Genomic DNA, 12,960 nt, shown 5'->3' with positions numbered 1-12,960 from the left:
CCCCGAAACCGAAGAAGAAGAATCTTCCCTCGTGGGCTTATCATCTTTCCTTGAAGCCGAAATCGATCAAGAAGAAGATGAACCTGAAGACACCTCCACCCCTAACGATAACCTCTTTTTATATTCCCAAGAAGGAGAAAAACAAGATCGTTTATCCTCCAATTCCTCCCCCATGCTTATACTATTGGTGGTTATAATCTTGTTGGCTATATTTGGCGCTCTTTTTTATCGAGTTTTTAATCAATCCAGAACAAATGAACTACAATTATCCTTGGGTCAATCCCTGATAGAATTACCCGAAGAATTAGCCGTTGATAACCAATCTATCCCCGAGACTTTATCAGCTAACACCGCTTTAGAAGTAGTAAATGGTTGGTTAGATGCCAAAGCCCTTGCCACAGGGCCAGATTATAACTTAGGGGCTTTAGAGAATGTTTTAGCTGATCCTTTTTTATCTATTTGGCGCAGTAATGTTAATAATTTGCGTAGTCAAAATGCCTATCGTCGCTATGAACATGGTGTCACCATCGAGGAGGTGAATCTTAACCCTCAAAATAACTTAGAAGCCAATGTTACTGCTAGGGTGAGGGAAAATTCTCAATACTTTAATAATGGGCAATTAAATAGTCAACAGTCCTATGATTCTAATTTATTAGTGCGATATGACTTGATTAAAATTAATAATCGTTGGTTAATTAGAAATAGTCAAATTATTCCCTAATATGAACAAAATATATTCTTTAGATAAACTTAAATCTATTATTGCTCAAAATCCTAGCCAATGGCGTCCCCTTGTTTTTACCAATGGTTGTTTTGATTTACTCCATGTTGGCCATATTCGTTATCTTCGGGAGGCAAAAGAGCAAGGTAAAACATTGATTGTGGGGGTAAATGGCGATCGCAGCGTAGTCCAAATCAAACCAAAACGGCCTATTATCCCCGAAGCACAAAGGGCAGAGCTTTTAGGGGCGCTCGGTAGCGTTGACGGAGTGGTTATTTTTTATGAAACCACCGCCACCAAAGTTATTGAAACCCTGCAACCAGACATTTATGTTAAAGGAGGGGATTATAACGTTGAAACTTTGCCCGAATCCCCTGCTGTATTCGCCTATGGTGGTAAAATTAAACTAGTTGACATTGAAATACCAACTTCAACCACTAAAATTATCAATAAAATTTTAGATATTAATAAATAAAATATAGCATTAGTGCAGATAGATAATTAAACTTTAGTAAACATGAATGAATTAGGGACTCTCACCGAAAAATTTAATCAGGCATCTGACAAAAATAAACTAAAACTTATTGATGATCTTATCGCCAAAGGGGAAGAAGGATACCAGTTTCTAAGAGAGTTTTTATCTTCATCTCAAGGACATTCTCCTAATCCAGTTTTAGGGAAAATATACCAAACATTAAAAAATAGTGATAACCAAGAAAATATTAATTTTATAGAAGATAAAATCCCCCAAGGAATCGTTCACCCTCAATCATCTTTAAATATAGACTACTCAGAATTACAAGAACTTTTAATCATTAAAGAATATCAAAAAGCCGATGTTTTAACTAGGGTAAAACTCTGTGAAATAGCAGGGGAAAAAGCTACCCAAAGAAAATGGCTTTACTTTACTGAAATCGCTAAATTTCCTATCAATGATTTACATACCATTGACCTATTATGGAATGTTTATTCAGAAGGTAAATTCGGTTATAGTATTCAGCGCAAAATTTGGTTATCCCAAGGAAAAGACTATATCGAACTTTGGGCAAAGTTAAAATGGAAAGATGGTAATAGATGGACAAAGTATCCCCAAGAATTTATCTGGGATTTAAGTGCGCCCCTGGGGCATCTTCCCTTGTCTAATCAACTACGAGGGGTAAGGGAAATTGATGCCTTATTCGCCCATCCCGCTTGGGTAACAGAAAACGCCCTCACCACTACCACCCCATAAATCCATGAATATCGACTTAGAAAAAATTATTGCCCATTTAAATAGTAGTGCTGATTGGATAGGGTTAAGATATATTTTGGAAAAAAATCAAACCCATAATTTTCGAGATGCTCAACCTCAATACCACGGTAAAAGAATAAGTCGAGGGGTAATGGTAGAAGTTTTAGTGGAAGGGCAAATGGGTTATTGTGCCACCAATCGCCTTGATTTTGATAGTATTCAAAGGGCAGTTTATCATGCACAGCAACAGGCAAGGGCTGCTAAACGGTGGGGGATTTTTACTTTTGATAGGGATAAGATTCGTCCTCCTCGTCAGGGGGTTTATCAGTCTTCTCGGGTAAAACCCTTAGACACTTTGACCATTAAAGACATTAATGATTTATTAGTTCAAGTGTGCCATGGGTTGAAGGTATCTTCTTCGGTGGTTAAAACCACTGCATTGGCTATGGTGACTGAAGTTGATCATTATTTTGTCAGTAGTAATGGTGCTAATATTTATCAGCAATTTTCCATGGTATCAACGGATTATAGTGCCGTGGCTATGGATGGTAATATTGTTCAAAAGCGTAGTGATAATGGGATGTTGGCCAGATGTTATCAGGGAGGGGCAGAAATTATTAATCCGGCCCTGATTTTACAACGGGCGCAGGAAATAGGAGAAAGTGCGATCGCCCTTACCCAAGCGCAAGAATGTCCTAATACCAAAACCACCCTAGTATTAGCTCCCGATCAAATGATGTTACAAATCCATGAAAGTGTTGGACACCCCCTCGAATTAGATCGCATCTTGGGAGACGAAAGAAACTACGCAGGAAGTAGTTTTGTCAAATTAGAAGACTTTGGCAACCTTGCCTACGGCTCACCGAAAATGAACATCACCTTCGATCCTACCTATGCAGGAGAACTAGCTAGTTATGGTTTTGATGATACCGGCATAGAAGCCCAAAAGCAATATTTAATTCAAGACGGTATCTTATTAAGGGGATTAGGAAGCCTTGAAAGTCAATCTAGGGCTAAGGTTGAAGGTGTTGCCAACAGTCGAGCTTGTTCATGGAATCGCCCCCCCATTGATCGCATGGCAAACTTAAACCTAGAATCAGGCAATGAAAGTTTTCAGCAGTTAATTAGCACCATAGAACATGGCATTTATATGGAATCTAATCGCTCATGGTCCATTGATGATTATCGTAATAAATTTCAGTTTGGCTGTGAATATGCTCGTCTCATCGAACATGGTCAATTAACTAAAACCCTACGTAATCCTAATTATAGAGGTGTTACCCAACATTTTTGGCACAACCTTACCTCCGTGGGGGACGAATCCACTAAAGACGTTTTCGGCACTCCCATTTGTGGCAAAGGCGAACCCAATCAAATGATTAGAGTCGGACACGCTTCCCCCGTTTGTGTTTTCAATAATATTGAAGTTTTTGGCTCTGTTTAATGGGATTTAACAATCCCTTGATCCATTCAGCGCACCTTAATTATGACAATATATTACAAAAATTCTTTTTTCTTGACTATGGCCGTTTTTCGTGAGATTATTACAATAGTTAATTTTATAATGGAAATCTATCTTTTTGTTACTAAGCGTCAATATTCCCATTATCTTATAGTATATCATGCTTGTGACACCAAAACAAAGAAAAATATTAATTTTTTTTCAACCTAAAAATGAGTTTTCTCCCCCCAAAAACCAGCATACTTAATCACCTTAATATCACCCAAAACCTTAGTTTGACAAGCCAAACGTAAATCCTTCTCAGGGGAATGGGGCCATAAAAAGCGTCTAGCCTTATCTTTCCAGTTAGGGGAATTTACCTCACCGAGTATTTGCACCGCACAAGTACCGCAACTACCAATACCCATACAATTAATATATTTAGCCTTGCCATTGTACAACGGGGCATCATTTTTCAGTAAAACTTGACGTAAATTGTCTCCTACTTGACAATGAATTTTTTTTCCTTGAAATTCAACCATGGGCATAAATAATAACCTCACTATGAGTTGTATATGCTAATTAAACCAGTTTAAATCTAAATAGTTAATTTTGGCATAGGGTTCGAGCGCCTCTAATACCCTACCCCCATAACTACGAAAGCTAACCCGACTATCCAACAAAGCCAAAACCCCTTGATTTTTGCGCACAGATACCGTCAACTGTTGCAAAGTCTTAATACCATCAGGCAGAAGATATAAACGAAACCAGTCTTTTTTTTGACGTTTATAATGATTAACTTGGGCGGCAACCAAGGGATTTTCTAAAGAAGGAATCGGTAAAGTTGCCATAATTAGTAATTGGGGTGGTGGAAATTTATCTTGATATTGATACCAAAAACTAATGCCACATACTAATACCGTATTATTATTAAAGTCTAGTTGATTAAGTTTTACCCTTGAACCAAACTGGGAAGCTAAAATAGAAGTAATTTGGGCTTGTAGTGGCACATCTTCAATGATGATGATAATGGGTTGATGATTTATTTTTGTGCTGGAAATAAGGGCGCTGATTTCCCTAGTAACAGAGTTTTGAAACTCCGGGCTATTAGGGAAGAGGAATTTTTCTGGAAAATATAATTTTAGAATCGCATTGGGGGCATGGGGGGAAAATTTGAGACAGGTATAATTATTTTTATCTATACCTAGTTTATTGGTATAGTCTATGGCTTCTTTTTCTGGGGCAAGATAATTGGCAATGAGGGTAATGAATTTTTTTTGCCAAATTGTTTTAATACTATCATCAAAATTTAGGGGAGATGATTTAATAGTAAATTGTCCTTGCTGACGATTTATTTCTACATAATTAATATATTCTTTTTCTGCTGATAAATTTTCACTTAGCTTCAGTAATTTATGATATAAAACTGAATTTCTCGGTTTTAATTGAAGAATAATATCTTGAATAATGTGTTTCTCTCTTTTATCTAATAAATAACTATTGTATGGATTAGTAGGATGATTAAAGACAGACTTTGTTAATTTTGCCAGTTGAGTTTGCAGGTAAGGCTTACGGTTACCATGATAATTTTGCAATGTAAACCAGTCATAAATATCAATGGAAATAGTCAGATATTCATTAATAAATTGAGGCAACTTTTCCGCTTCTTCAATGATAGTATGTATAGAGTTATCAATTTGATTATTAATAGTTTTTGTTAACCAATCTTGGGGGGTTAATAAAATTAAACTATGATGATTTTTTTGTTGTGGAGAATATTGATTAATAACTAACTTATTGGTAGCTAATTTTTGTTGTAAGAAAGGAATTTTTTGGGTGATTAATTGTTGTTGATTTTCAGGGGTAGTGATAATAATAACCGTTTCATCACACAAAAGAGCAGGGGTAAGATAACTTAAATCATAGGTATGATTATTTACTCCTGTTTGAATTATAGCCGATCGCCCCAACCTTAGTCCACGGGCAACCAGTCTTGCCATGGTAAGATGATGTACCCAATCAGAAGGGCTATGGTAGCGCAAAAAATTGCGTAATTCTGAATGTACTTGGGCTTCTAGCATCTTGTCAGGGAAATGTTATCTCAAAAAATTTATCATTACCCCTTAAATTTTAACGTTGATCGCCCTTGACTGTGAGATGATAGGTAAAGTTATAGTAATAAAAAGTATATAAGGAAAAATTTTTTATGGCTCAAATAGAATTTACTAAAGGCATTATCGAAGAATCAATCCCTGATGTAAAAATAACTCGCTCCCGTGATGGTAGCAACGGCACGGCAACTTTTCGTTTTGAAGAATCTCCCATTTTAGAGGGTGGCAACACCCAAGCAGTAACAGGTATGTATTTAACCGATGAGGAAGGTGAATTAAGCACAAGAGAGGTAAAATGTAAGTTTGTAAATGGTGAGCCTGTAGCCCTTGAAGCTATATATGTCATGAAGTCTGTGGAGGAATGGGATAGATTCATGCGCTTTATGGAGCGTTATGCTGAAGAACATGGGTTAGGATTTAGTAAGTCTTAATTTTATGGGGTGTCAGGTTGCAGGTGATTTTTAAAAAAAGCCCAATTCTACCTAATACCTAACACCTTATAACAGGTTTTAAAGGTTAGGTTTACTATGGTTTATTAAGGATAATATTTTACCCATTGCATTTTTAATTTTATGGTTATTCCCCATCCAGATAAATCTTTTATTATAGTTAATTGTGGCATAATTACTATTAGTGATTCTCGTACTTTTGATGATGATAATAGTGGAAAATTAATCAAGAATAAGTTACTAGAAATTGGACACAATATCACTTTTTATCAAATAATTAAAGATGATTATGATGGTATAAAAACCTTGTTAAATAGCTTGATATTGAAAGAAAATATAGATATATTGATTTTAACAGGGGGAACAGGAATTAGTTTGAGAGACAATACTTTTGAGGTTGTTGATAGTTTATTAGATAAAAATATACCAGGGTTTGGGGAGATTTTCCGTCATCTTTCCTATGGAGAAATCGGTTCACGTGCCATGGTTTCAAGGGCGATCGCAGGTATTTGTAAAAGGAAAATAATTTTTGCTTTACCCGGTTCTAGTAATGCGGTAGAATTAGCAATGGATAAATTAATTTTGCCTGAATTGAATCATTTAATAACTCAACTAGAAATCCGCAATAATTAATGGTTTAGAAAAAAATTGCGGTGTTTTATGATAGATATTGGTAATTAATTTTTTATGCTCATTATTATTACTAACTAACCTTTCTACCCAACCAATTAGTTAATTTAATGGGCAGATTTTTTTTTAGCCAACGCCAAGCCACAACCTTAGCAATAGGTTTAGGTAAACTGATAAATCGTTTGACAATTTTATTAGCCGAAGGATGCTTGATTTTTTTATTAATTAAATTAATCATACCCACATCATAGAGACACTCTATAATTAACTTAATGGTAGCTTCTTCCTTTAGGGCTAGATTTTCAATCAGCAATAATAAATCTTTCATTCTTTGCTCTTGAAAACGTTTTTCTTGGGGGTTAATTTCTTCTATCGCCACAATTTTAACGGTTTTATTCTGGTGAGTTAGCATCCTAAAAGTTTGGGAAAAGTAGATGGGGAATTATAAAAGTTAATTTACACCAAAACAATAATTATATCTAGTCATCAAAAACGGAATTGATATTCGATCGCACTTCTGGTATCATTACCAAAGTCAGTAGAACCACGAATAACAGTACGATCATTAAGACGATAACGAATATTATAACGGGTTGGTTGCTCTCCAGTTAATATAGTGAGTACAGAAAAAGCAAGATTTTCCCTAACATTAAAAGCTAACTCTGCCCCTAAAGCCAAACTAGATACTCGAGTATCGCTGTCAATGATGGGAGTAGGGAAAAGTCGAAACTCCGCCCTATCTAAAATATCATCAAATTGATTTTGAAAACTACCAAATAAAGCTGCCCCTGCGATATTAGCTAAAGTCAATCCCGTATCACCATCAACAAAATTATTGAAAAAACCACCTCCTAAAAGGGCAATAATTTCCGTTTCCTCCCTAGCAGGAATACTGGTTAATTGTAAACTGTCAGTGATGTTATTACTAAAACCATTAACATTTGCCCTTACCCTAATGGTTTCAAGGGTATCAATACTATTTATACCCGATGTATCTCGAATTTCGTTGGCGCCAGTGTTGTCAGCTAACTGATAACGATTAGTTTCGGTTACCGAGGTTTCTAGTTGCATATCAAGGAAAGCATTAAAACCATTTTCTGGGGTAAACCTAGCAATGTTATTGTAATTACGATTAAGTCTTAATCTACTGGTAAATAAATTAACACTACCCCCCGTTAACTCAATTTCCCCTTGGGGTTGTAAATTATTAATATCCCCCCTAAGATTTAAACTACCCCTTGCATTGAGATTCAACACAGGGACTTGGGTAATAGTAATATCATTACCAAAAGTTAAAACTAAATTATCAACGGTAGTATTACTAATTAGAGGATTACTACCTATATCGATATTAGTAGTATTACCATTACTTGAATGATTACCATTATTACCTTGCCCTGCAGAAAGAAAAACATCCCCATCAAACAATGTAATATTACCACCGATGATAGGGGCGATCGCACTGCCACCAATTTCCATATCACCCCTAGCATTACCCTGATAAAGATTAGGAAGACTCAAAGCCAGATTATCAATAGAAGCAGTTAACATATCCCCCTGACTATCCCTCGTAAATAAAGGCAACCCCCCCGTAACCAAAATATTCCCTTGACTAAAATTCCCCGTCAAACTAGGAATAGTAATTTGATCAAAATCAAACAAAATATCCCCATTAATATTAGTAATAGGAGTATCAGGAATAAAAGCCACCTCCATTACTCCATCATTAATAGTTGCTAAACCATCGGCAATAAAATCAGTAATCGTATTTTGTGACTGATTATACTTACCCTGAATATCCAAATCAACGCCACCACTACCCTCCACCAAATTAAACTGATTATTACTAACCACCCTCAACAAACCAAAACCCGACTCCTCAATATTAAGACGAAAACGAAAATCATCACTATCAGGATTATCAGACTGAGGTAAAAAACGAAAAGGAAAACTCCCCAACAACCTAGCCGACTCCTCCTCCCCAGTTAAATTACTCGTTGCCAAGAAATCAAGACGAGAATTACGATAACCTAAATTAGCATTAGTTTCCTCAATAGTTGTGCCATTAATTGTCGCATTAGCAATTTCGACACTACCTGTAGCAATAGGATTGTCTAAATTACCACTAATAACAATATTGCCATTAGTAATGCCCTGTAACTCAAAATTAGGGGGCAGATTAGCAATTAAACCCACATTCTGAATCGGTAAATCCGTTAACAATACCTGCCCTGAAAAACGCTCTTGGCTAAAAGTACCCGATAAAGATATGATAGTCTCATCATCCTGAAAACTAACAGGTAAAAGAGTTAACAAACCATCCTGAAAATTACCCGTTGCTTGAATAGTATCCGCTTGATACTTACCCCAATACCAATCATCTCCACGAAAATCAAAACTGGCATCAATGCCATCCCTCAAGGAAGCAATTATATTTAATTTACCCGTTAACCTTCCTTGTAAATCCTCTAAAGGAGGAATATTTGCTTCTTGTCTTTCCATTTGCGCTTGTTTCGTAGCAGAATTTATTTGTTGCCATTGAAAGAGAGTTTGTTGCAAAGATAAACCATCACTACTAATACTAAATAGGGGTTTCTTTTCCTCCTCTGCAGTGGTTTCTTGGGCAATAATTAACTTATCTGAATTATCTGTATTAATTTCCCCTTCCACCAAAGAATTTTCTGTCAATGTTTTTCGTAAAGCATGGATATTTTTTCCTTCCCTTACCATGGCAGTTTCATCCTCAACTAATAGATTTTCTTCCTCTCCTAAATTAGTAGGATGATTAACCAAAGTATTATCACTTTCTGAAGATGAAATTTCTTTTTCTGTTAAATCATCACTATTTCTTCTTTCAACTTGACTATCAACAGAAGGAGAATGTAACCCATCATCATTATTATCTTTCATCCCATTAACAGCAAAATTATTCCTTTGAGTTTCTATCGGTTGATTATTAACACCATTACCCTCATCCTCTGCCGCTAAATTATGGGTAATGACGGGAATTTCTTTTGTCTGATTCTCTCGACTAATTTTTAATGCTTCATCATCCACTGAATTATCATTCAATAAATATTTACTGCTAGTTTTTATATCTTCTTCCACCTTATCAGTGGGTAAACTGATGGAATTTTGAGAATTTCTTGTTAATACCCGATTACTGTAACCATTGACTTGATTATTATCATTGCTTTGTGTAGAAAGAGGAAGCCTTGCCAAAGAAGAATTTACCCTGATGGATAAACAACTAATCTCATCCCCCGTGGTATATAAATCCTCCGCACCACAATATTCTTTTGGTTGAATACCATCTAATATATCTTCTATCTCAAAAATCCCGACACTGGTTAATAAATTTTGAATATCTCCCTCTTTTAAAGATACTTCTGCTTCTAATTGGGGATTTTCGTCAAAGGGTAATATTTGGGCAAAAAAATCATACTCATTTTGGAGATGATTTAATTTACCATCTTCGACAATAATTTTCCCATCCAGACTTGATACTGTTGCTGTCAATACATCTCCTCGAAATTGATTGATTTGAGGATTATTAACCACTAATGCTGAGGAATTAATATCATAACTATCAAGATTTAAAGCCAGTTGCCCAGAAATATTACCACCTACTGATTCAATTTCAGAAGGAAAAGTAGTTAATAGGGGTTGAGTGAGGGTGGCTAGGGAAAAGTTAGTAAAGTTAATATCGAGAATATCTCTTTCATTGGTGACGGCTGTTAAACTACTTTCTTTTACATTTATATCAATCTCTCTGGGTTGAAAGTTGTTGTCAATATTAAGGGCAAATCTATCATCATTCCCTGTGGTATCTTTTAAATCAAACTCGATGCCATTAATGGTGTTGGCTTCTATATTTCCTGCGAGGGGATTAAAAGACAGATTGGCGATTTCTAAGTTTGCCACTTGAAGATTACCCACAAGTTGAGGATTATCGAGATTACCTTGTAATTTTCCTCGAAAGTCAAATTTACCTCCATAATCGACTAAGGCTAGTTGATTGGGTAAGGGGAGGTTTTGAATGTCAAAGTTAGAAGCAATTAAGTTTAAGTCAAGGTTACTTACTTGTTGATTATCAGTGTCATAGTTAATGATACCGTTGGCGGAAATATCTCCTGTGGTGGCTTGGGAGAGGAGTATTTTTTCTCCATCCCAACCGAAGGCGGTTTTTAGGGGTTGTTGAATTAAGCTGATACCCTGACTAAAATCAAGATTAGCGGCGATCGCAACGGTGCTTAGAGTTATATTATTAGTGTTACCCTGAATAGATAATCTTCCCCTTGTGTCTCCCCTCAACCCTTGCTGAAATTCACTGATATTAAAACCCGTGGTGGCAAGAATAGTATTAAAATTATTATCCCCATCGAGGAAAAGACTTTCTACGGTAACAACCCCTTGGGGTAAAAATATCTCTCCTTCGGCTTGGATTCCCTGATTATCATTAATACTACCTCGAATATTTAGGGCGCTGTTTACTCTTCCGCTATTAATGGGGGTGTCGCTAGTAAAGTTTAGTTGACTGAGGTTAAGATTATCAGCCACCAGTTGAGTTTGCCATCTACCCTGATTGAGTTGGCTATTATTAAGGTTAACTATTCCTTGCGCTAGGGGAAAATTAAGATTTCCTTGTAAAGTAATGGTATCAAGGGAAATATTTTGACTATCGCCCAATAGTTGTAAGTTTCCCTGTAGGGTGGAGTTTCCACAATCAATGGTTTGACAATTGATGAGGTTAATTTGTTTGAGGGGAATGTTAGTCAATGCTATGTCGGCTTGATAGTTTTCTTGGTTATAAAACAGGTTGGAAATGGTGGCTTCTCCTTCACCGATGCCAATGTTGGTAATACCTGTTATCTGACTATTTTCTATCTCTTGCGCAATGCCCGATATTTGATACTCACCGTTAAGCATACCGAGGGGGGGCAAATTTTCGCTTATCTTGATGTCATAAAGGGTAGCTAATGTCTCGGCGCTGATGTTTTCGGTATTAAGACTCACTTGGTAAGGGAATTGCTTTTCTTGGCGAAAGTCAACTAATCCGTTGCCGTTGATTTCTCCGCCGATGGTGGGGGTAAAGGAAAATTCATCGATGGAAAGTCGGCGGTTAAGAATTGTAACTTTTCCTTGACTTTTTGCTAAAGATAGTCTATCTATTTGTAGGTTTTCAGTGGCGGTAATATTGGCGGTGAGTATGGGTTGGGTGATTAACCCTTGAATGTTGATGTCGCCCTCTACTTTGCCTTTGGTTTCCACGGGAATTTTTGGGAGGTTTAAGGAGGCGATCGCCCTTTGCACTTCTACAGGTTTTGTCTTAATATTGATGTTAACCTCAGAAAAATCATCTTCAAGACTACCGAACACATCCCCGTTAATATCTCCTAAATTGGTATTAACCCCAGTCAAGGTAAGACTATTGTTAACAAAATTAATTTTGCCATGGGAATCAGTAAGAGTTTGAGGCACATTGGGAATGGTTAAATTAATCCCCGCTACATCCATATTGCCATCGATATTAACAAACTCTCCCCCTTCAAATTCAAGGTTGATATTCCCCGTCACCTTACCACTATCCACATCAATGGGTAAAGGAGTAAAGTAAGTAATATCATTAGTCAGTAAATTATTACCCCGAATATCCAATAACCAATCATTACTCTTAAGGGGAGTAACCGCCGTCAGGGAAATATTACCTCCCGAAATCACATCTCCTTGTGTGGTAAAAGTCAAATTATCTTCCCCAATGAGAATACTACCTTGATTTACTTTGATATTGAGGGGAGACAAATCACTTACCAAAGACTTCATGGTTAATGAGGCATTTTTTACCCTCACTTCATCCACATCAAAAGAGATGAATCTATCTCTTTTCGGTAAAGGATTTAACTGCAAATCCAACCAACGGGCATCCTCGGATTTTTCTAAATAAACAAGGGGATTGATAATAGTAACTTCAACATTGGCATTTCTTTCCCTGAAAAGTAAAGACTTTAAATTAACTTCCACTGCCTCAGCAATGACATAATCAGTTTGGCTGTCGGTGGTGGGAATCTTACTTTCTCCTACCCTAATACGATTAAAAGATACCGATTCTATGTTACCTAATTCTACAGGTCTTCCTAAATAATTACTGACAGGTTGTTCAATCAGAGGTATTAATCTTTGGGTGAAAAAATACCAACCATAACTTAATCCTCCCCCTACCGATAATAAAGCACCATACAAAAATAGTTTAATATAAAATCCCTGGGGCGATCGCACTGGTTTACCCACAGAAGAATTAGAATTATTATCCAAATTTTCATCGTAGCCACTATCAGAATTCGGAGTCTTATCAGGAAAATCAGTCATAATTAGCTATC

At 36.4% G+C, this 12,960-nt stretch carries 10 protein-coding genes; 6 read left to right on the top strand and 4 right to left on the bottom strand.

Translation table 11 applies throughout. The annotated features are described in order from the left end of the window. From IQ215_RS10555 to IQ215_RS10540, 4 genes are all read left to right on the top strand, one after another. Positions 1 to 721 (top strand): ARC6/PARC6 family protein (locus IQ215_RS10555; RefSeq protein ID WP_193801272.1); only part of this gene is annotated, 721 nt, incomplete at its 5' end. Between the two features lies 1 nt (position 722). Beyond that, on the top strand, positions 723 to 1,196 hold the full coding sequence (locus tag IQ215_RS10550; RefSeq protein WP_193801271.1) for an adenylyltransferase/cytidyltransferase family protein: 474 nt from the start codon (positions 723 to 725) through the stop codon (positions 1,194 to 1,196). A gap of 42 nt (positions 1,197 to 1,238) precedes the next feature. Beyond that, positions 1,239 to 1,952 carry a GUN4 domain-containing protein gene (locus IQ215_RS10545; protein ID WP_193801270.1) on the top strand — a complete coding sequence of 238 codons (714 nt, stop codon included), beginning with the start codon at positions 1,239 to 1,241 and terminating at the stop codon, positions 1,950 to 1,952. A gap of 4 nt (positions 1,953 to 1,956) precedes the next feature. Beyond that, entirely contained in the window at positions 1,957 to 3,396 is a 1,440-nt protein-coding gene (locus IQ215_RS10540) for a TldD/PmbA family protein (protein ID WP_193801269.1), read from the top strand. Between the two features lie 224 nt (positions 3,397 to 3,620). On the opposite strand, the gene IQ215_RS10535 is transcribed toward IQ215_RS10540, so the two are convergent. Then, positions 3,621 to 3,941 carry a 2Fe-2S iron-sulfur cluster-binding protein gene (locus IQ215_RS10535; protein WP_193801268.1) on the bottom strand — a complete coding sequence of 107 codons (321 nt, stop codon included), beginning with the start codon at positions 3,939 to 3,941 and terminating at the stop codon, positions 3,621 to 3,623. Between the two features lie 30 nt (positions 3,942 to 3,971). Beyond that, entirely contained in the window at positions 3,972 to 5,474 is a 1,503-nt protein-coding gene (locus IQ215_RS10530) for a helicase C-terminal domain-containing protein (RefSeq protein WP_193801267.1), read from the bottom strand. Between the two features lie 125 nt (positions 5,475 to 5,599). Here IQ215_RS10530 and psb28 point away from each other — a divergent pair, with 125 nt between their 5' ends. Together psb28 and IQ215_RS10520 are read left to right on the top strand one after the other, a co-directional pair. After that, complete coding sequence (gene psb28, locus IQ215_RS10525) at positions 5,600 to 5,935, top strand: photosystem II reaction center protein Psb28 (RefSeq protein ID WP_193801266.1); 336 nt, start codon at positions 5,600 to 5,602, stop codon at positions 5,933 to 5,935. Between the two features lie 141 nt (positions 5,936 to 6,076). Continuing rightward, positions 6,077 to 6,586 (top strand): MogA/MoaB family molybdenum cofactor biosynthesis protein, encoded by a 510-nt coding sequence (locus tag IQ215_RS10520; RefSeq protein WP_193801265.1) that lies wholly within the window; start codon positions 6,077 to 6,079, stop codon positions 6,584 to 6,586. Between the two features lie 70 nt (positions 6,587 to 6,656). Here IQ215_RS10520 and IQ215_RS10515 read toward each other — a convergent pair whose 3' ends face one another. Continuing rightward, on the bottom strand, positions 6,657 to 6,995 hold the full coding sequence (locus IQ215_RS10515; protein ID WP_193801264.1) for a hypothetical protein: 339 nt from the start codon (positions 6,993 to 6,995) through the stop codon (positions 6,657 to 6,659). A 74-nt stretch (positions 6,996 to 7,069) separates the two neighbouring features. Continuing rightward, the gene (locus IQ215_RS10510) at positions 7,070 to 12,949 is read right to left on the bottom strand and encodes a translocation/assembly module TamB domain-containing protein (protein WP_193801263.1); all 5,880 of its coding nucleotides are present in this window, start codon (positions 12,947 to 12,949) and stop codon (positions 7,070 to 7,072) included. Positions 12,950 to 12,960: the final 11 nt, after the last annotated feature.

Origin of the sequence: Cyanobacterium stanieri LEGE 03274 (assembly GCF_015207825.1) — a bacterium.
Taxonomy (GTDB): Bacteria; Cyanobacteriota; Cyanobacteriia; order Cyanobacteriales; family Cyanobacteriaceae; genus Cyanobacterium; species Cyanobacterium stanieri_B.
Note: the sequence above shows the minus strand (reverse complement) of the source record. Positions and strands in the feature narration are given on the sequence as shown.